The following is a 19,420-nucleotide window of genomic DNA, read 5'->3' as shown; positions in this document are numbered from 1 at the left end:
GGCATCGCCCGCCTGCACAACCTTGTCCTTGCCGGATGACGCAGAAACCAGCAGGTCACCCAGCACGTTAAAGATCATTTACGGGACAGCCCTTAGTGCCGTTGCCGCCCCGCTGGTAGACGGGGCGTATGCGACGGGCCCCACTGCCCCGTCGACACAAGTCGAGTTCGGTGCACTCGATGCACCGAACTCCACTCGCTCAGCCCCCATAGACAGGGCCGCCGTGAGCCGATCAGAGCTGTGCGCGGTCGCCGATGTACCTAGTCGTCTCACATGCCATACGTGAAATCCCCACGAATTTCACGCATAGTCTGGTATCGGTGCCCGTGTCGAAAGTGGGCCACGTATGACTCAACGTACTTCCAACCTTGTGGGCCTGCGCTGTTCTGATGCGCCGCCCACTCATGAAGAGGCTGACGCTCCGGTGCTTGGTCCCCTGCGAAGGATTGGTCCAGATGGCCGTCACCGAATTCATATGGTTGCGCCCCTTCAATCGGATGCAGACCTGAGGCCCGATGAAGTGGTGGGTGCAGGCACTGGTGTCAGCTGCAGCCGGCGTCGCGACCACAACGGGAAGCAATGCCGCGACCGCCACCAGAGGGATTGAGCGCTTCATAGCTGGACGAGATGGCGAGGAAGTCACACTTGGTCAACGCACGGCAAGAACGATGGAAGCGTCACCTTCGCCGCAATCACCTATCCAGCCGAGCGCTGGACTACCGCCCCTCAACGCTTCACGCTCACGGAAGGTCCCCTTGCTGATCTTGAACCATCGATTCCGTGCCGGTGGCTCGCCGGTCAACTGGGAGTGCCGACCAGGGCCTCCTCGATGAGCTGGGCCGCCTCGTTGTCGGTGATCCGCACCCAGCCGGCTTCCTTCGCTTCCTCCTCGGATCCGGGGAGCCGGTCCGTCGGTTCCCAGCGCAGGTCCTGACCGAACGCCTCGTCGTGCCGCTCACCGCCCGGCAGAAGGCGGCGCCTGAGTACGGGCGGCCGGCCATCGGCCGTAGCGTAGAAAGAGATGCGCCCCTTGGCATCCAGGGCATCGAGTACGTCACCGCGGAGCGCGACGAGGGAAGCGCTGCCGAGGTTGCTTTGCAGGCCCTTGGGCCGGAACGACACGCCGGTCAGATCGAGGCCACCGGCGTTGTCATACACGAACTCGCCGCCCCGCTCGTAGAAGAGCACAAGTGGCTCGTAGAGGTCGGGGAGGTCGGGAAGCCTTACCTTGTTCTGAATGCGGAGTTCCGCCATGCGCACAGCGCCCGCGCAGGTGTTCCTCAGGAACCACTCGGGGACGGTGCCCAGGAATTCGTTTAGTTCCGCAGCGATTTCCGGGGAGAGCCGGAATTCAGGGTCGATGCGCTCCGTGACATCGAAGAAGGGCCACTCATCCTCGGCGGAGTACGCCCGGGCCCAAAGCGCTGCCCGCCTCAGATACTCGCGCATCAGAAGACGACGCGACATCACGTGCTCCATCGCGTAGTCCCAGTCACTGATCCACTCCACACCGCGGAGCCGATTCAACATGGCGGACGCCGGCGAGTCAGTCACTTCAGCTCAATTCCCTTCGAGCGCAGCTCCTCGAAAAGAGCCGCCATCACTTCATCGATATTTGCGAGATTGGATGAAAGCTGCACGATAGGAACATCGAGGCCAAATCCGGCCCAGTGATTGAACCCGCCGCGACGCTCACTCGCAGCCAGATCATGGGCACCGGCATCCGCTGCGCTTTCGGGCCAGACATGATAGTACCCGGACTCGTTCTCGTTGGCGTACGGCTCCCAAAGTTCCGGGTGGTCCCGGATATAGGGAACTCCCGCCTCTAGCAGGTGACTCTCGACGTATTCATGCGCGATGAATCGCTCGAACTTGATTGCTTCATCGCCGACCAGTGTGTGTTCGGAGGCTGCCTGCACGATGTCAGCTATGTCCTTTCGCGGGGTGAAGTACCCCTGACGCACCACACCCGGCCCCTCGGCCACCGCGTGCTCGGTGAGGAAGAAATGGTCTCTGACGCGCGCCAGCACGTCCGGACTGATGCCTGTGTTGTCAGAGATCGCCCGCACGTCAAGGGAATCCGGGTTGGCGCGAATCTCGTCGTAGAACCGCGCGGCCGAGGCGGCCAACTTGTCCGGTTCTTCGATGTACCGGGCGCCGTCCGGCCTGGGCTCGGATCCACCGGGGAGGATCGGCGTCTCGGGCTCATGCGGTAGCGGCTCGTCGCCGGTGTGGCCCAGGTCGTCCCCACCGCCATTGCCGTGCAGGTCGTGTCCGCCACCGGTGTCGACGGGGCCGTCACTCTCGTGCGGGATGGATGGTTGGTCGTCAGCGCCGTGTCCGCCGCTGCCCGTGCCGCCCGTTTCGGTGGTGTGGCTGACGTTCGTGGAGTGGTCCAGCCTGCCGGCGTCCGGGGTGTGGTTGGTGCTCCTGCCACCGCCCGGGGTGTGGCTGTTCGTCGGTATGTAGTAGCCCACATTGCCGCCCGGGGCGCCGTGGCCGCCCGTGGGGGATTTGCCGCCTGGACTGGTGGTGTCCTGGCCCGCGCTGTCGCCGACACGTCGTTCTGGGTCGGATATGTCCGAACCGACGCGTGTGACGTCGTCGCCCCGGCCGCCGATGCCGGCCAGGACCGGCTGGTGCTGGTGGGTCGGGGTCTCGACGCGTGGGTTGTCCGCGCCGGTGGTGGGTGGTGCGGGGTTGGCCTTGGGGGCGTCCTCGGCGCGCTGGAAGAGGCTGCCGTCCTCGTTGTAGAGGGCGCCTTTGCCGTCCATGAACCTGCCGCTGACTGGGTCCTTCACCGTGTGCGGCGGGAAGGTGGCCGTGCCCTCGGGCAGCTTGATCCGGCCGTCGGGAAGCTTGGTCGCTCCGTCCGGGACGGCGGTGCCCTTGGGCAACTGCACGGTGCCGTCAGGCAGTTTGACGGCTCCCTCGGGCAGGCTGAAGGCGCCGTCGGAGATTTTCGGGGTCGCGAGGTGGCCGGTGTTCTTGAGGTGGCCGATGACGTCGCCGAGCTTCGACAGGCCCGCGCCTGCGCCCTTGAAGACGTAGGTCATCGGGTCGATGACCTCGCCTGCCTTGGCGGCGATGGACAGGGCCTTGGCTGCCGTGGCGGCCTTGCCTGTACCCGAGAGGGCGGCGCCTCCGCCGCGGGTGAACAGGGCGGTGATGACGTTGAAGGTGACTGCGCCTGCGGCCCTGGAGCCGTTGGATTCCCATTGGTCCCAGGCCACGAGCGCCTTGCCGGTGTCCACCATGGCAGTACGGGAGTCCCGCAGCCAGGAGGGGAGTTTGTCCCCCGGTGCCAGCCAGTAAGCTGCGCCCACCACGGGCATCAGGGTGATCGACATGCTGGTCGAGAGCTTGGCCAGGCCCTTCCATGCCTCGCCGGCGGCGTCTGCGCCGTCCCAGCCGAACAGGGTGAGCAGGCCCTTGACGGTGCCCCACGCGCCGTCGACGATGACGCCCTTGCCGAAGTCGTAGGCATGCTCCCACACCTGCCACCAAGGCACGGATTCCTCCACCGCATCGCCCCAGGGCAGGCTCTTGGACTGTTTGAGGGCTTCGGCGTCGTAGCCGTACCCCGTCTTGTGGGAGGCGTCGATGGTGTGGAGGGCGTGGCCGCCGACCAGGCCGACGATCTTGGCGTGGCAGGCGCGTTCGGCTGCCTGGAACGCGGCCCATACCTCGGCGATCTTGTTGCGGCGACCCAGGTTCTCCTCGATCAGGTCGCCGTCCTCGCGCCAGTCCTCGTCGCCGGCGACCTTGTCGCGGAAGGCGGCGGCGTCCTGCTTGAGCTGGTTGAGCTGGTGGACCAGCGGGGTGATCTCGCGGGCGTAGGTGCCCAGGGCCTTGGCGATGACATGCATGTCTTCGCTCAGGCGGTGTGCCGTGCGCTCCACCGGTTTGGTGACGCCGAACAGCTGCTCAGCCTCAGGCGCCTTGTAGAAGGCGGACAGACCGCCGAAGGACTTGTGGACGTCCGAGCCGGCGGTGGCGACCTTCGAGCCGCCGTGGGACAGCGCCTTGACCTTGGATTCGAGCAGGTCCAGATCTCCGGTGAAGACCGGTACCTCGGCCGGATCGACCGGCGCGTTGCTCATTTCTTCTTCCCCCCGAACTCCTTGAGCGCGTCCAGTCGCACGGCCCGGGCGGCACTCTGAGCGTTCTTGGCCGCCTCCAGGTCGCCCTGGACGTACTCGTTGGTGGCTGCGGCCGCGCCCAGCACGGCGGCCTGGCAGCGGTGGGCCATCGCCTTGAAGTCCGGCTTGCGCTGCGCCGCGTACTCGCCCAGTGCCGCTGCGACCGGGCCCGTCGAGGTCCGCGCCGACCACGCCGGAGCCTTCTGCGGCAGCACCGGCCCGTACGACCGTGGCGCGGCCTGCGAGCCCGGCACGGCGGTGCCCGCGGCCTCAGCCGCCTCTTTCATGTCGGCCAGCAACGTGCTGAGGGCGTTGCCCAGATCCTCGGCGTGCGTGCCGACGACCTTCAACTGGCCCTGCACTCCCTGCGGCTGAATGTCCCACGACGCCATGAACGCCCCGCTCCCCCTGCATACACCTCTGTTGCACGGTCGCCACGAACCTGCGCGGCGCCGCTCCTCCCCCGAAGACCTGCGACCCGTCGACGCACCCGGGAGGACTGCTTCTGCTTCCCCCGGGCGCCCGACGATTCAGCCGATGTTGTCGACCGCGGACTTCGCGCGCGCCAGCGTCTGGTGGGCGGTCGCGTCGTTCTTCTCCAGCGTTGTCTTCAGCAGCTGGATGATGTTCTTGACCTCCTGCGAGGCGCGGTTCCAGCGCATTTCCTTGCCGTGGTACTCCTCCGCGACACCGTCTGCCGCGAAGTCCGCCATCGCCTGCTTCACCTGCGCATCACGTGCTGCGATCACCTGCTCCAGCCGTCCGATCACCGACTGGATGTTGCCCTGCGCCTCCGCCGAGGCCCCCGAGTCGTACGAACGACGGTCCATCCCAGCAGCCATCACAATCACTCCCCCTGAGTCTGAGTACTTCTGTCGCTTCTCGGGCGGTCAGCGGCCCGAGAAGCGGGCCGCGTCGAAGTTCGCCGCCGACATCTGCGACCGGGCGTTGTCGGCCTGCTCCTGGACGCCGGTGCTGAACGCCGACTCCATACCGGACTGGCCGCCCACGATCGCGGCCAGGGCGCTGTTCAACGACGCGGTGATCTCGTCCGCGTGCGACTTGAACGAGTCGAACGCCGCCTTGCCCGCACCGTTGAACTTGCCCTCCAGCGGCTGGGCCGCCTGTACGAGCTGGCGGATCAGCGTCCCCAGCTCCGTACTCGACCCCTGCGACTGCGACCTCAGGGTCGACAGCGTCTGCGCCCCCATGTCGAACTTCATCGGGTCCCCCCTGCCAGACTTGACGATCGTATGTACGGTCATGCCTATCAACCGCGGCACAACCCGTGCAATTGACAAAGCCGATGCTATGGCCAGGGTCTGACAATGGCTCAAAGCTGGTAGGTGGCCGGTCAGCGCCCCCTGCCGGGGGGCTGGAGGCACGCGAGGTCCACCTGTCAGCGCTGACCCCGGCGGTCTCTACTCGCCTTTCAGATGCCGCATCAGGACCTCGAAGTCCCGCCAGCCCGACAAGTCCGACGGGTCGCCCGGCAGCGAGTAGTACAGCGCAGGGCGGGTCTTCGGGCCGAGAGGGACGGGCGGTTCGGACAGCGGGGTGTGCCGGGCACGGTCGCCCGGCATCTGGTGGACTTCCTCTGCGCCGAGGACGAAGGCGAGCGGGACTCCTGGTCCCTCGAAGCGGGGTGGGACGGCCAGGTCGTGGCGGGCCTTGCGGAGCTGTACGAGCATCGACTGGAGGCGGTGGCGGGTGACAAGTAGCTCGGCGGCCCTGGGCAGGGCCTCGACGGGCGGCTCCTCGTCCGCGCCGTGGCCGAAAGCGAGCGTGACGTGCTCCTCCACGCCGGCCTTCGTACGGCTTACCCGTACCGTGGCCAATCCGGGCCGGTCCGGGGTGCCGACCACGACGAACCAGGTCGGCTCGGGTGCCCGCTCGTAGGCCAGGTCGGTCATCTGGCGCGGTGACCAGGGCAGGTTGGCGGGTTCCGCGGTTCCCCACCCGGCTGGGGCCTCGCCGGTGAGTTCGCGCCATAGCGACTCCAGCGCGCCGCCGAGGACCAGGCGGTCGTCCGTGGGGTGGACCGTGCGGAACGTGATGGCCAGCTGGCGCTCACCGGTGTCCGCGAAGTGCTGGTAGGCGGCCGCAACCGGGGTGCGTGGGTCGTCGGCGGTCGCGTCGGATGCCGTGACGGGGGCGAACATGCCGTCCTGCCAGCGCAGTACGGCGCCGGTCAGGCCGTCGTAGTAGCCGTCCTGTTCGTCGCGCACGACCCAGCGCGAGGGCCAGTTGCTGAGGCTGTCGCGTACGGCCGGGGAGAGTGTGGTGCCGGGCGGGGTGACGATCTGGAGGCCCAGTTCGGCGTTGGCGGCGGCTCGGAACGCCTCTTGGAGCCAGGCCGTCATGGCGGTCACTGGGCGGTCCTGGATGACGACGGCGACCTTGTCGGTGAGGACGTCGACGGCGGGCTGTGCGGTGGCGGGCGTGGGAGCGACGCTGACACCGTCGGTTTTCACCACGGCCAGGGACTGCGCGGCCTCCGGTGGCCAGGTGGTGCCGTCGGCCAGAGCGGCCAGCCGGGCCGCGAAGGTGCCGGCAAGCTGCTCGGCGTGTTCGACACCGGTGGTCGCACGGGCCTCGGTCCACCAGTACGGGAGGGGCGGTGGGGTGGCGCCGAGCAGCCGCTCGGCTTCTCCCTCAACCTGTACGAGCAGCGGGGCCTCGACGGAGACGAGGGGGCGACCTTCATCGTCGCAGAGTCGGACGACGGCGCCTTCGCCTGCTGTGTCCACCAGCTTGTCGGGGCCTCCGGAGAGCAGGCCCGCGAGCATGGTCCACGGGTCGGGCATGCGCTGGGTGAGGGCGACGACGTCCTTGGTCATGTGGTCGTTGGGTCCTTCGTGGTTCGTGGTTCGTGACGGGTTGCCGTACGTGGCCTGGCACGCGTGCTCGCGAGTGCGCTGCGGTGTGTCACTGAGGGGAATACACGGTCTGGATCAGGCGGTGGGGCTGGCCCCTGCGGATGAGTACGCCGCGGCCCGCTGGCTGCTGGGAGGCGTAGACGCCGGGGAACAACTGGCCCTCGCCGCGGTCCCCCGCCATGAGCAGGGCCGACGATCCCGATTCGCGCAGGCCCTGCACCACGGGTTCGTAGATGCCGCGGGAAGCGCCTGCGACGCGGCGGGTCAGGATGAAGTGGAGGCCGATGTCCACGGCTGAGGGGAGATAGGGAAGGAAGGGTGCCAGTGGTTCCTGGCCGGCGGTGGTGAGGACGTCGTAGTCGTCGACGAGCACCACGATGCGCGGTCCGCCGCCCCAGCTGCCCGGCTCCAGGTCGTCGAGGCGCGCACCGTCATCGGGCAGCCGTTTTTCCAGCACGGTGGCGATGCCTGCGGCGAGGCCCGCGCAGAGTTTGGCGTTGTACGCGTAGCCGCCGTTGAACTCCTCGGGGATCGCGCCGCGCAGCCCGCGCCGGGGGTCCATGACGGCGAAGACCAGCTCGTCCTCGCTGTACCGGTCGATGAGGCCGTGGGCGATGGTCTTGAGGAGGTTGGTCTTGCCGCATTCGCTGTCGCCCATGATCAGCAGGTGCTGGTCGTGATCGAAGAGATCGAGGAGGACGGGTTCGAGGGCTGTCTGGTCCAGGCCGATCGGGACCCGCGTGGGTTCGGCGACCGGGCCGGGCAGGGCGTGCGGCTCCAGGAGGTGCGGCAGCACCCGCACCGGCTGGGCCACCTCGCCGTTCCACGTGGCCCGGATCGTCCGGACCGCTCGCTCCAGTACCGCGCCCAGGTCCGCGGCGTCAGCGACCCCGTCCGTACGGGGAAGCGCGACCTGTGCGAAGAGCTTGCCGTCGGTCAGGACGCGGCCCGGTTCGTCGGGCGAGAGGGTCTTGGCGAGGTTGTGGTCGATGCTGGACTCGCCGGGATCATTCAGCCGCAGCTCGACGCGTGTACCGAAGTTCGACTGCACGGCGATGCGCACGTCATTCCAGCGGAGCATGCCCGCAACGACGTGGATGCCGTAACCGCCGCCGCGTTTGAGGATGTCGGCGATGGCGTCGTCCAGCTCCTCGAAATCGTCGCGCAACGCGCCGAAGCCGTCGATGACGAGCACGATCTCGGCCGAGGCCACCTGGGGCAGCCGTCCGGCGGCGTGCAGGGTACGCAGCTGCTCTACGGAGTCGATGCCGTGCTCGCGGAAAAGGTCCTCACGGGCGGCGAGCATGCTCCGTACTTCGTCGACGGTGCGGGCTGCCCGCTCGCGGTCGGCGCGGCCCGCGATGCCGCCGACGTGCGGCAGGCCAGATAGAGCCGCCAGGCCGCCGCCGACCAGGTCGAGACCGTAGATGCCGACCTGCTGCGGGGTGTGGGTGAGCGCGAGGGCGAGGACGAGGGTGCGCAGGAGGGTGGTCTTGCCGGACTGCGGGCCGCCGATGACGGCGGCGTGGCCGCCCGCCACCGTCAGGTCCAGATACCACTGGCCCTGCCACTGCCTGGCAGGATCGTCGAGCAGGCCGAGCGGTACTTCCAGCGGTCCGCGGCGCTGGGCAAGCTGCGTACCGCGCACGCCGACGTCCAGTGGTCCGGCGACGGCGTCCAGGGTGGTCGCGTCGGGCAGCGGGGGAAGCCAGATGCGGCGCACCGGACCGGCGGCGTGCGCCAGCTGCTCGACCATGACGGCCAGCTCCGTCGGTCCCGTCTCGCGGCGGCGCACCGTGGGCTCTTGCGCGCCCGAATCCTCGGCGGAGGCAGAGGTGTTAAGGGTGTTGAAGGTGTCGTAGGGGAGGGCGAGGGGTCCGGTTTCCTCGTCGTCCGCGCGCCGCGCGGGTCCGCGGTAGGCGCCGGAGACGTAGCTTGCCTTGAAGCGGTCGTAGTGGCTGGTGTCGACCTTGAGGTAGCCGAATCCGGGCAGCGGCGGCAGGTGGAAGGCATCGGGCGTGTCCAGGACCGTGCGGGATTCGTCGGCGGAGAAGGTGCGCAGGCCCAGCCGGTAGGACAGGTAGGTGTCCAGGCCCTTGAGGTGGCCGCCCTCGATGCGCTGGCTGGACAGCAGCAGGTGCACGCCGATGGAGCGGCCGATGCGGCCGATGGACAGGAACAGGTCGATGAAGTCGGGCTTGGCGGTGAGCAGTTCGCCGAATTCGTCGATGACGACGAAGAGGTGCGGCAGGGCCTCCAGGTCGGGCCGGCTGCTGGCGCGCAGCGCGGCGTAGTGCCCAATGTCGGCGATGTTGCCCGCGTCCTTGAGGACCTGCTGGCGGCGCTTGACCTCGCCGGCGAGCGAGGCGTGGACGCGCTCGACGAGGCCCGCCTGGTTCTCCAGGTTGGTGATGACGCCCGCGACGTGCGGCAGGTTGGCGAACGGCGCGAAGGTCGCACCCCCCTTGTAGTCGACCAGGACCAGGGACAGGTCCTCCGGTGGGTGCGTGGCCACCAACGCGAGGACGATGGTGCGCAGGAGTTCGGACTTGCCGGAGCCGGTGGCGCCGACGCACAGGCCGTGCGGGCCCATGCCGAGCTCGGAAGACTCCTTCAGGTCCAGCAGCACCGGCTCGTGGGAGTCGTTGATGCCGATCGGGACGCGCAGGAAGGCACGCTCGCCGCGCGGCGCCCACAGGTGCGACAGGTCCAGATGCGCCGCGTCGTCGATGCCGAGGAGATCGGTGAAGTCGACCGGCCCGGTCAGGGGGGCGTCGGCGAGCGACTCGGCGGACAGACGCAGCGGCGCCAGCATCCGGGCCAGGCCCTCGGCGAACGGGATGCTCACCTCATCCACCGTGCCGTGGGCACCGATCGGCCCAGGCCCGCGCAGATCCTCGATGACCACCTGATCACCGTCGACGGTGATCCGGACTCCGACCTGCCCCGGCTCCTGGACCCGCCGCTCAAGCAGGTGCAGCACGGTGACCCCCATCTCCCGGAGGCCGACCGCCTCGTCGGGGCGCGGCAGGTCAACGGCGTCCTCGCCGTGTCCGTCGGCGACGACCAGCAGCCGGGACGTCATCGCCAGGGCGTCGTTGCCGGACAGACCGCGCCGCACCTCAGCCGCATAGGAGGCACGGCGGCGCAGCTCAGGGCCGAGCTGCCGGGCCAGCTGAACGGCCGAGGGAGCGATACGGCGAGCGGCGACCGGGCCGTCGAACTGCTCCGTGTCGAGCAGATGCGGCAGCCACTTGGCCCACTCCCAGTCAGGGAGCCGGTCGCCGGGCACCGCGAGCGCCACCGCCACATCATCCGGGGCGTGCATCGCGGCGGCCTGGACGAGCAAGGCGCGCGCGATGCGCAGGCAGTCTTCGCGCGGACCGATGACGCTGACGTTGCCGACCCGGTCGAGTGGGACGGTGAGCGGCAGATCGGTCCCCGTGCGGAAACGGCCCATCAGCGCCGACGCCTCGTTGAGCATGAAACGGTCGGGCGGGGTGAGGACCGACGAGCCCTGCTGAGCAATCTGCATATCGCGCATCGGCATCTCACCCGTGCCCACACGCACCCGCAGGAAGTCGCCGTCGACGCGCCGGCGCTCCCACAGCCGGGCCGGATCGCGCACGATGTCGTAGAGGGCGGCCGGCGGCGGGTTGAGGACCTCAGCACGCTCACGCCGCCCACGCTCCTCGGCAGACAGCTCCTCGCGCAGGTCCTCCAGATAGGCGAGATACGCCTCGCGCTGGGTACGCCGGGTGCGCTGGGCCTTGCCCCGCTGCGAGAAGACGAGTGCAACGGAGCCGATGACGGTGACCACGAGGATGATCGCGCCCAGCCCGGCGAACTGGCTGTTGCGCACCACCGTCATCATCACCACCGACGACATGACACCGGCGACCGGCAGCAGCGACATCGCGATGTTGCCCGCCTTGCCCTCGGGGAGGTTGGGCGGGGCCTCGATGATGCGCGCTTCGGAGGCGGCCGGCGGACGGGTGGTCCTGGCCGGGCGGTGGATCAGTCGGGTACTCATCGTCGTCCGTCATTCACGGTTCGTCGTCGTCCGTCTTTCACAGTTCGTCGTCCGTCATTCACAGTCGGGCACGGCATCTGGTGCACGGCATCCAGTTCAGATTCTGGGTCAGTGACGCTTCTGGGAGAGCTGGAAGACCTCCGCGGCGATGCGCGCGGCGGCCTCCCTGGTCGAGGCAGCGAGGAACTCGGTTCGCACCGGGCCACCGGCCGCCAAATGCCGGTCGTACGGCAGAACTTGGACACTTACCCCGGCAGTCTTGAGCTGCCGGGCGACCTGATCGAGGTCGAGTCCTTGGTGGGGTACCAGTTCCGTGAGCACGACGACCGTGTTGGCGATCACCTGTCGGGGCAGCCGCTGCATCCACTGGAGCACCGAGTACGTACTGGTCACACCCTCCGGCGTAGCCGGTGCGGTCAGCACACGACCATGAGAGGCAGCCAATGCGACCCGGGCGACCTCGGCGGGCAACGTCTCACAGTCGACGACCATCACACCGAAGTAGCGCCGCAGCGCCACCACGGCACGCTCGTAGGCCCGGCTGTCCAGCATCACACCGATCTCGCCCTTGCTCGCGGGCAACAGCCAGGCGTTGTTGGGGAGCTGGACGAGGTAGCCGGTGACGTCGAGCAGCGACATGTCCGGCTTGACGATGTCGGCGATCTCGCTCGTGGTCCAGCGCCGCATCTGCGCGCCGAGCCGCAGCGGCAGCGAACCGAGGGCCGGATCTGCCTCCAGGAACAAGACCGGGTCCTGGCGGTAGTGCGCGTACGCGGTGCCGAGCAGCGCAGCAACGGTCGACTTGCCGGATCCACCCCGGATCGAGGTCACGGCGATCTGCCGGCCGGTCGTCACGGGCTGCTGAAGCACGGCGGCGGTGTGGGTGACCTCGGCGACCTCGCGCGCGGCAGACGAGGACAGCGAGCGCCGCACGGCCCGTACGGCACGCGCCACGAAGGGCTCACCATGCTGCGGCTTGCGGAGCACCGCGCCGCCCAACCCCTCGTCCACCACGGGCTGCGCGTGGGGAGCTGCGTGGGATGGGGAGTTCAGGCCGTACGCGACCGGGGCCGGCTGCTCCTGCCGCTGATACTGACCCTGGCCCTGGCCGTGGTGCTGGCCCTGGCCCTGGCCGTGGTGCTGGCCCTGGCCCTGGCCGTGGTGCTGGCCCTGGCCGTGGCCATGGTGCTGGGGCTGGTGCTGTTGCTGGTAGCCGGCCTGATGCCACTGGCCGACCTGCTGGCCCGCCTGCTGCTCCTGCCTCGGGTACGGATAGCCGCCCGCCCCCTGCATATCTTGCTGCGGGCCTGCTCCCAGATCCCGCAGCACCTCACCCTGCCAGCCGTCTCCGCCCGACATGCCCGCTCTTCACCCCCACCCTGCTGCCCCACCCGCAGCACCTGCACATCGACTCAGACCAGAACCATCAGAACTGGTTGAGCAACTGCCCGTACACACCGAACACACCAAAGGCGACCGGGAACAGCCCCACCATGCCGATGGACTCGACCAGATCAGCCACGCGCCGCAACCGCACCTGCACATGCTCAGGCACCTGCACCGCCAAAACGACCAACGGCAACACCGCCGCCAGACACAGCACAACCAGCGGTCCGCCACCCCCACCACGCTCCACCCACACCATCACCAAACGCACCACCAGGCACGACGCGGCAACGAAGAGCGCGACCACCTCAACGACCAACGGAAAAGCCCGCGCCCTCGACACCAACACCACCACCACGAGCGATGCCAGCGCCACCGTCCACACGGTCGGCCGCTCCGCCAGCGTGAGCAACCAACCCGCGGCAGCAGCCGAAACCGCAGTGACGGCCGTTCCCAGGGCAAGCCCGCGATGCGTCGCCGCCAACGCGGTACCCACCTGATGGCGGCTGACGGACACCCCGGCCGAGCGGCGGTCATCGAGCGCGGTCAGCCCCGACGCCATCAGCGCGAGCCGCGGCAACAGCCCAAGCGCCACCAACGAGAAGACGGCCATGACAGCACCGAGCCGAGCCGGATCGCCCTGAACAGCCGCCACCACCTCCCACACCCCAGCGATCACGGCCGTGGCCCCGGCACCCACGAGCCCACCCTTACCCAGCGGCGAGAAGTAACCAAGAGCCCCCAGCATCACCACCAGCGCACCCGCAACACCGGCGAGCCGCCCGCCACCCGGCCAGTTGTACGCATCGGCGGCCGTCCACGCGGCGAGCACACCAAGCCCACCCGAGGCAACCAGCAGCGCGGTCGCCAGCCCCCGGTTCCCCCGCCCGACCGTCGCGGCCAGCGCACCACCCGCCAAAAACACGAGCGATACCGCTGACAGCACACCCACCAGGACGTCGAGCGGGAACTCCTGACGAGCCAGCAGCGCCGCGACCACCGCGAAGACAACCGTCGCCACTCCCGCGCTGGCCCGCCTCGCAGCGGGCCGCCAACGCCAAGCCCGCAGGTCCAGGTCGTCAGCCACCTGGTCGGTGACGTCGTGCACCACGGGAGCGGGCGGCGCACTGTGCGCCGTGACGAGCCGGAGCACAGCGCCGTCGGCCACCCCGGCCGACGCCAGGGTGCTGTCATGCGGCAGAACGGAACCATCCGACGTCATCAACTGCCGTGCCACCGGCCGCGATGCGGGCCGATCGCCCAGCAACTCCAGGACATCCGGGATCAGCTGCCCGATCGGCGTATCGGAGAGCAGGACGACATCGGCCCGCCGTCGGTCCCCGACCAACGTCACTCGACTCAACTGCCCGCGGGTAGTCGTTCCTCTGCTCACCACTTACGGGAACTTATCATCGCGCGGTTTGACGCCCTCTCGGCCCAACCGGCCCCTCTGTACTGCTGTTATACGCTCCCGGTCCACGTCAGAAACCACGCAACAGCTCTGCCATCACGCGAAGGTCTTCGCCGATGTCTCTGGGTGCCGCAAAACCTGTCCGAATCCGACCTGTGGATTCCTAGGATCTCGCCGACCTCGGCGGCTGCTCGTACTGCTGCACCTGCCGCTGCTGCTTCTCCTGCTCGGCCTTCTGCTGCGCCAGCGTGTGCTGAAGGAACGACCACCCTACACACCCCGCACACAGCACCGCCGTGATCGCGATCCCCGCGAACACCTTCCCAAGACGCTCGTCCGCCGTACGCCGCCCCCGCTGCGCACCGAACAGCAGCGCATCCCGCAACCTGCGCCGGCGCACCGCCACCGACTCCAGCAATTGGCTGTCGTAATCCCGCGCCATTTCCCCGTCCGTCACCTCAGTCGTCCGCCACCCCAGGTTACGGCTGACACGGGGTGCCACCCGCTGGCATCCCGATCAGCCAGCATGTAGACCCTGCCGAGACCCAAATCCGCGGTCACGCGCGTACCGCGGTTCCCCGACCGCGTCCCATGCGCACCACGGATGCTGCACACGGCCCGCATGCAGCACCCCTGGGCAACGGGCGCCCCACCCCCGCCACCGCCACCCCAGCCCGACCGCCCCCCAGCCCCCGCCCACGACGAAATCCGCAGCCAGGACCCAGCCCATCCAGCTAACGCTCCGTCAGTCACATCCAGCACCGATCCAGCGACGGTGCGGATAACCAGGGATGACGACAGGTGACGAGACGTCAGCAAATCCAGCGCGGATCCAGCAACGGGAACGACAGCGGGGCCGGCCCCATCTCGGGCCGACCCCGCCTGACCTGCACATTCGCCAGATCGCTAAGTCAATGCTATGTCACGCATCAAACATTGAAGCGGAACTCCACCACGTCCCCGTCCTGCATCACATACTCCTTGCCCTCCATGCGGGCCTTGCCCGCGGAGCGGGCGTCGGCGACCGAGCCGGTTTCGACCAGGTCGGCGAAGGAGATGACCTCGGCCTTGATGAAGCCCTTCTGGAAGTCGGTGTGGATGACGCCGGCGGCCTCGGGGGCGGTGGCGCCCTGCTTGATGGTCCAGGCGCGGGTTTCCTTGGGGCCGGCCGTCAGGTAGGTCTGCAGGCCGAGGGTGCGGAAGCCGACGTGGGCGAGGGTGGCGAGGCCGGGCTCCTCCTGGCCGACGGACTGGAGGAGTTCGAGGGCCTCGTCCTCGTCCAGTTCGGCGAGGTCGGCCTCCAGCTTGGCGTTGAGGAAGATCGCCTCGGCGGGGGCGACCAGGGCGCGCTGCTCGTTCTTGAAGTCCTCGTCGGTCAGCTCGTCCTCGTCGACGTTGAAGACGTAGAGGAACGGCTTGGTGGTGAGGAGGTGGAGGTCGTGGAGGAGCTCGTTGCGCTCGCTGCCCTGGACGATGCCGTGGGCGAAGAGGGTGTCGCCCTTCTCCAGGATGGCCTTGGCCTCCTCGACGGCCTTGACCTTGGGGGCCACGTCCTTCTTGATCCGCGATTCCTTCTGCAGGCGCGGCAGGACCTTCTCGATGGTCTGGAGGTCGGCGAGGATCAGCTCGGTGTTGATCGTCTCGATGTCGTCCTTGGGCGAGACCTTGCCGTCGACGTGGACGACGTTCTCGTCCTTGAAGGCGCGGATGACCTGGCAGATCGCGTCGGACTCGCGGATGTTCGCGAGGAACTTGTTGCCCAGGCCCTCGCCCTCGGAGGCGCCGCGGACGATGCCGGCGATGTCGACGAAGTCGACGGTGGCCGGGAGGATCTTCTGGGAGGAGAAGATCTCGGCGAGCTTGGCCAGGCGGGGGTCGGGGACGCCGACGACACCCACGTTCGGCTCGATGGTGGCGAACGGGTAGTTGGCCGCCAGCACGTCGTTCTTGGTCAGGGCGTTGAACAGGGTCGACTTGCCGACATTCGGCAGACCGACAATTCCGATCGTGAGCGACACGTGGCGACTCGACTTCCGAAGGGAGAGTGGTGGGGTGGGCAACGGCCTCGCGAGGGGCCGATCCACCAGTCTACGGGGCGTGCGGCGGCGCCCGGCCGCCCCAGGCCGGGCCCGGTGCCCGGGGGCGGCGCCCGCCGTGGCGCACCGCCCGCACCCGCTCGTGTCGAACGCAGTCCCAAGCTCGGCCAAAGCGCGTGTCCCGTAACCGGTTAATACCACTTAGCGGCCTACCGTTGGCGAGTGGAGCAACACGAAGCGCGTACCCCCCAGCACGGCCCGCCGTGGTCCGGACGTCCGGCCGCGAACCAGGACGCCCGGCTCCCCCGCCCGGCGGAGGCCGTGGCCCCCGACCCCGACGACGACTTCCTCTCCGCGATGCGGGCCTCCGGCTTCGCGTCCGTGCCGATCGCGGCGCCCGCGCCCGTACGGGCCGCGGCGCGCGGTCCGGCGCAGGCGTGGGCCGCCCGGGGACCCACCCCGGGGGCCGTGGCGGCACCCGTGGGTGAGCGGGCGGCCGTGCTGCCCCCGGTGGGGCCGGAATCCTCGGCCGTCTACCGGGCGCGTCCGCAGCGTCCGCTCCCCGTGGCGCCGGAGAACCTGCGGCGGCGGTTGCCCGCGGCCAAGCTCACCGGGCTGGGCTGCTGGCTGCTGGCGACGCTCGCGCTGTTCGCCTTCGCCTGCCTGGACGAGCTGCTGCTCGGCGGCGCTCAGATCCCGTACGGCGTGTTCTTCCTGCTGGTGGGCATCGGCGCGGCGGTGTGGGTGCGGCCGTACGACCTGATCTGCGCGCCGGTCACGCTGCCGATCGCGTTCACGCTCGGGGCGGTGCCGATCCACCGCGGGGGGGACGGTTTCGGCGGGCTGCTGATGGGCGTCTTCACCGTATTGGCGCTGAACGCCGGCTGGCTCTACGCGGGCACGCTGGTCTGCGCGCTGATCGCGGTGGTCCGGCGGGCGGCGGTCATCGGGCGGCGTCGGGCCAGCCGACCGGTGACTCGACCACGGAGCGGGGAGTCCGGGCCGGCGGACCGGGCGGCGGCGCGGAAGGCCGGCCGGGACCGGCCGGGGACACGGCCGCGGCAGGTGGCGCGCCAGCCGGAGCGGCGTACGCGGCCATCGCAGCCCCCACGATCCCCGCGTTGTTCTGAAGCTGAGCCGGCACGATCTCGGCCTTGATGCCCTCGATGAGCGGCAGGAACTTCTCGGCCTTGCGGCTCACGCCGCCGCCGATCACGAACAGCTCGGGCGAGAACAGCATCTCCACATGGGCGAGGTACTTCTGGACCCGGCGCGCCCAGCGCTGCCAGCTGAGGTCCTCGTCCTCCTTGGCCTTGGTGGAGGCGCGTTTCTCGGCGTCGTGGCCGTGCAGTTCGAGGTGGCCGAGCTCGGTGTTCGCGACGAGCCGGCCGTCGGTGAAGACGGCGCTGCCGATGCCGGTGCCGAGGGTGAGGACGATGACGGTGCCGGTGCGGCCGCGGCCGGCGCCGTAGCGCATCTCGGCCAGGCCGGCCGCGTCCGCGTCGTTGAGGAGGGTGACCGGGCAGCCGCCGGCCTCGCCGCCGAGCCGGTCGGTGAGCAGGGCGGCGGCGTCGGTGCCGATCCATCGTTTGTCGACATTGGCGGCGGTGCGGGTGATGCCGCCGGTGACCACTCCGGGGAAGGTCGCGCCGACCGGGCCGGTCCATCCGAAGTGCGCGACCACCTCGCGGACGCAGTCGGCGACGGCGTCCGGGGTGGCCGGCTGCGGGGTCAGTACCTTGTGGCGCTCGTCGGCGAGCTCGCCGCGTTCAAGATCCACCGGGGCGCCTTTGATGCCCGATCCGCCGATGTCCACACCGAAGACCCTCATGGGGAAAAGGCTAGGCGCGGACGGGCCGGGCCGCCCAGGGAACGCGGATCCGGCGGCGGTTCCGTCCGCCGGCCCGCGCTCGTCGTCGGGGCCGGGCGTCAGGCGTCGGTGTCCTCGGCCGCCGTCTTGGCCTCGGCGCGCAGATCGCGGCGGAGTTCCTTGGGCAGCGAGAAGGTGATGGACTCCTCGGCCGCCTTGACGATCTCGACGTCGCCGTAACCGCGTTCGGCGAGCCACTCCAGGACCTGCTCGACCAGGACCTCGGGGACGGAGGCGCCGGAGGTGACGCCGACCGTGGTCACGCCCTCCAGCCAGGCCTCGTCGATCTCGCTGGCGAAGTCCACGAGGTAGGCCTCGCGGGCGCCGGCGAGCTTGGCGACCTCGACGAGCCGCTTGGAGTTGGAGGAGTTGCGGGAGCCGACCACGATGACCAGGTCGGCCTCGGCACCCATCTGCTTCACGGCGAGCTGCCGGTTCTGGGTGGCGTAGCAGATGTCGTCGCTGGGCGGGGAGATCAGGCCCGGGAACTTCGTCTTCAGGGCGTCGACGGTCTCCATGGTCTCGTCGACGGAGAGGGTGGTCTGGGACAGCCAGACGATCTTCGACGGGTCGCGGACCTCGACCTTGTCGACGTCCCCGGGGCCGTCGACGAGCTGGATGTGGTCGGGGGCCTCGCCGGAGGTGCCGATGACCTCCTCGTGGCCCTCGTGGCCGATCAGGAGGATGTCGTAGTCCTCCTTGGCGTAGCGGACGGCTTCCTTGTGGACCTTGGTCACCAGGGGGCAGGTCGCGTCGATGGTGGCGAGGCGGCCCCGCTTGGCCTCCTCGTGGACGACGGGGGCGACGCCGTGCGCCGAGAACATCACGATGTTGCCCGGCGGGACCTCCTCCGTACGCTCGACGAAGATCGCGCCCTTCTTCTCCAGGGTCTGCACGACGTACTTGTTGTGCACGATCTCGTGGCGTACGTAGACGGGCGCGCCGTACTGCTCCAGGGCTTTCTCGACGGCGATCACGGCGCGGTCCACGCCCGCGCAGTAGCCACGGGGGGCGGCGAGCAGGACCTTGCGGCCGGCGGGCTGGCGGATGTCACTGGGACGCGCAGCGTCTCCACTGGGGGCGGCGGTGGGCGACGGGCGGGAAGTCATGCCGTCCATCGTAAGGGCCGTGCCCGGCGCCCGAAGATCGGCCGTTGTCCCAGACTGGGAGGCCGGAACGAGCGAGGAGGCAGGGATGGAGTCGGGGCGGCGGGCCGGGGCGGCGGGACCGGGGGCGCTGCGGCGGACGCTGACGTTCCGGGACCTGGTCGTCTACGGGCTGCTGTTCATCGCCCCGATGGCGCCGGTCGGGATCTTCGGCACCCTGCAGGCGAAGTCGCACGGCGCGGTCACCGTGGTCTACGTGGTGGCGACCGCCGCGATGGCGTTCACGGCGTACGCGTACGCCCAGATGGTGCAGGTCGCGCCGCGGGCCGGGTCGGTCTACACCTACGCGCGGGTGGGGCTGGGCGACGGCGCCGGGTTCGTCGCGGGGTGGATGGCGATGCTGGACTACCTGCTGATCCCGGCGGTGGCGTATCTGTTCTCCGGGATCGCGCTGCACGCCTTGTACTGCAACCGCATGTGGGGTTTGTGGCCTCGGCGTTGGTAGTGGCAGTGGCGGGCTCGGGCTTGGCTGTGTCTGCGGAAGTGTGACCAGTGCA

Annotated in this window: 14 protein-coding genes and 2 pseudogenes; 3 read left to right on the top strand and 13 right to left on the bottom strand. The window is 69.3% G+C overall.

Features of this window, described 5'->3' with window-relative positions:
- Window positions 1-798: 798 nt before the first annotated feature.
- From AB0G35_RS36170 to AB0G35_RS36135, 8 genes are all read right to left on the bottom strand, one after another.
- Window positions 799-1,509 (bottom strand): hypothetical protein, encoded by a 711-nt coding sequence (locus AB0G35_RS36170; RefSeq protein WP_360958698.1) that lies wholly within the window; start codon window positions 1,507-1,509, stop codon window positions 799-801.
- A 41-nt stretch (window positions 1,510-1,550) separates the two neighbouring features.
- Complete coding sequence (locus AB0G35_RS36165) at window positions 1,551-4,103, bottom strand: hypothetical protein (protein WP_360958695.1); 2,553 nt, start codon at window positions 4,101-4,103, stop codon at window positions 1,551-1,553.
- Window positions 4,100-4,534: a DUF6507 family protein gene (locus AB0G35_RS36160; RefSeq protein ID WP_360958692.1), complete on the bottom strand. Its 435-nt coding sequence runs from the start codon at window positions 4,532-4,534 to the stop codon at window positions 4,100-4,102. Before AB0G35_RS36160 ends, AB0G35_RS36165 begins: the two co-directional genes overlap by 4 nt.
- A gap of 138 nt (window positions 4,535-4,672) precedes the next feature.
- Window positions 4,673-4,984 carry a pore-forming ESAT-6 family protein gene (locus tag AB0G35_RS36155; protein ID WP_360958689.1) on the bottom strand — a complete coding sequence of 104 codons (312 nt, stop codon included), beginning with the start codon at window positions 4,982-4,984 and terminating at the stop codon, window positions 4,673-4,675.
- Window positions 4,985-5,032: 48 nt separating this feature from the next.
- Window positions 5,033-5,365 carry a hypothetical protein gene (locus AB0G35_RS36150; RefSeq protein WP_360958687.1) on the bottom strand — a complete coding sequence of 111 codons (333 nt, stop codon included), beginning with the start codon at window positions 5,363-5,365 and terminating at the stop codon, window positions 5,033-5,035.
- A gap of 198 nt (window positions 5,366-5,563) precedes the next feature.
- Window positions 5,564-6,982 carry a DUF6177 family protein gene (locus tag AB0G35_RS36145; protein WP_360958684.1) on the bottom strand — a complete coding sequence of 473 codons (1,419 nt, stop codon included), beginning with the start codon at window positions 6,980-6,982 and terminating at the stop codon, window positions 5,564-5,566.
- An 88-nt stretch (window positions 6,983-7,070) separates the two neighbouring features.
- The gene (gene eccCa, locus AB0G35_RS36140; RefSeq protein ID WP_360958681.1) at window positions 7,071-11,054 is read right to left on the bottom strand and encodes a type VII secretion protein EccCa; all 3,984 of its coding nucleotides are present in this window, start codon (window positions 11,052-11,054) and stop codon (window positions 7,071-7,073) included.
- Window positions 11,055-11,162: 108 nt separating this feature from the next.
- Window positions 11,163-12,008 (bottom strand): MinD/ParA family protein, encoded by an 846-nt coding sequence (locus AB0G35_RS36135; protein WP_360958678.1) that lies wholly within the window; start codon window positions 12,006-12,008, stop codon window positions 11,163-11,165.
- Window positions 12,009-12,020: 12 nt separating this feature from the next.
- On the opposite strand from AB0G35_RS36135, the gene AB0G35_RS36130 reads away from it, so the two are divergent.
- Window positions 12,021-12,494, top strand: a complete 474-nt coding sequence (locus AB0G35_RS36130; RefSeq protein WP_360958675.1) for a hypothetical protein — start codon at window positions 12,021-12,023, stop codon at window positions 12,492-12,494.
- On the opposite strand, the gene eccD is transcribed toward AB0G35_RS36130, so the two are convergent.
- From eccD to ychF, 3 genes are all read right to left on the bottom strand, one after another.
- Window positions 12,481-13,836: a type VII secretion integral membrane protein EccD gene (gene eccD, locus AB0G35_RS36125; protein WP_360958672.1), complete on the bottom strand. Its 1,356-nt coding sequence runs from the start codon at window positions 13,834-13,836 to the stop codon at window positions 12,481-12,483. The two genes, AB0G35_RS36130 and eccD, sit on opposite strands and share 14 nt — an antisense overlap.
- A 178-nt stretch (window positions 13,837-14,014) precedes the next feature.
- Entirely contained in the window at window positions 14,015-14,293 is a 279-nt protein-coding gene (locus tag AB0G35_RS36120) for a hypothetical protein (protein WP_360958701.1), read from the bottom strand.
- Window positions 14,294-14,780: 487 nt separating this feature from the next.
- Entirely contained in the window at window positions 14,781-15,869 is a 1,089-nt protein-coding gene (gene ychF, locus AB0G35_RS36115) for a redox-regulated ATPase YchF (RefSeq protein WP_360958669.1), read from the bottom strand.
- Window positions 15,870-16,244: 375 nt separating this feature from the next.
- On the opposite strand from ychF, the pseudogene AB0G35_RS36110 reads away from it, so the two are divergent.
- Window positions 16,245-16,769 (top strand): annotated as a pseudogene (locus tag AB0G35_RS36110) (DUF6542 domain-containing protein); the annotation flags it as partial.
- Between the two features lie 61 nt (window positions 16,770-16,830).
- Here the strand turns inward: AB0G35_RS36110 and ppgK are convergent.
- Together ppgK and AB0G35_RS36100 are read right to left on the bottom strand one after the other, a co-directional pair.
- Entirely contained in the window at window positions 16,831-17,718 is an 888-nt protein-coding gene (gene ppgK / locus AB0G35_RS36105; RefSeq protein ID WP_360958666.1) for a polyphosphate--glucose phosphotransferase, read from the bottom strand.
- Between the two features lie 98 nt (window positions 17,719-17,816).
- Window positions 17,817-18,866, bottom strand: coding sequence for a 4-hydroxy-3-methylbut-2-enyl diphosphate reductase (locus AB0G35_RS36100; protein WP_360958663.1), 1,050 nt, complete (start codon window positions 18,864-18,866; stop codon window positions 17,817-17,819).
- A gap of 85 nt (window positions 18,867-18,951) precedes the next feature.
- Here AB0G35_RS36100 and AB0G35_RS36095 point away from each other — a divergent pair.
- A pseudogene (locus AB0G35_RS36095) lies at window positions 18,952-19,326 on the top strand (amino acid permease); the annotation flags it as partial.
- Window positions 19,327-19,420 lie beyond the last annotated feature (94 nt).

Source organism: Streptomyces sp. NPDC021749 (genome assembly GCF_040640655.1).
Taxonomy (GTDB): domain Bacteria; phylum Actinomycetota; class Actinomycetes; order Streptomycetales; family Streptomycetaceae; genus Streptomyces.
Note: the sequence above shows the minus strand (reverse complement) of the source record. Positions and strands in the feature narration are given on the sequence as shown.

Coding starts and splice junctions, on each gene's coding strand:
- AB0G35_RS36150 (WP_360958687.1), bottom strand. CDS start 5,365: ATGAAGTTCGACATGGGGGCGCAGACGCTGTCGACCCTGAGGTCGCAG.
- AB0G35_RS36130 (WP_360958675.1), top strand. CDS start 12,021: ATGCTGCGGCTTGCGGAGCACCGCGCCGCCCAACCCCTCGTCCACCAC.
- AB0G35_RS36145 (WP_360958684.1), bottom strand. CDS start 6,982: ATGACCAAGGACGTCGTCGCCCTCACCCAGCGCATGCCCGACCCGTGG.
- AB0G35_RS36160 (WP_360958692.1), bottom strand. CDS start 4,534: ATGGCGTCGTGGGACATTCAGCCGCAGGGAGTGCAGGGCCAGTTGAAG.
- eccCa (WP_360958681.1), bottom strand. CDS start 11,054: ATGAGTACCCGACTGATCCACCGCCCGGCCAGGACCACCCGTCCGCCG.
- AB0G35_RS36155 (WP_360958689.1), bottom strand. CDS start 4,984: ATGGCTGCTGGGATGGACCGTCGTTCGTACGACTCGGGGGCCTCGGCG.
- AB0G35_RS36120 (WP_360958701.1), bottom strand. CDS start 14,293: ATGGCGCGGGATTACGACAGCCAATTGCTGGAGTCGGTGGCGGTGCGC.
- AB0G35_RS36100 (WP_360958663.1), bottom strand. CDS start 18,866: ATGACTTCCCGCCCGTCGCCCACCGCCGCCCCCAGTGGAGACGCTGCG.
- ppgK (WP_360958666.1), bottom strand. CDS start 17,718: ATGAGGGTCTTCGGTGTGGACATCGGCGGATCGGGCATCAAAGGCGCC.
- AB0G35_RS36165 (WP_360958695.1), bottom strand. CDS start 4,103: ATGAGCAACGCGCCGGTCGATCCGGCCGAGGTACCGGTCTTCACCGGA.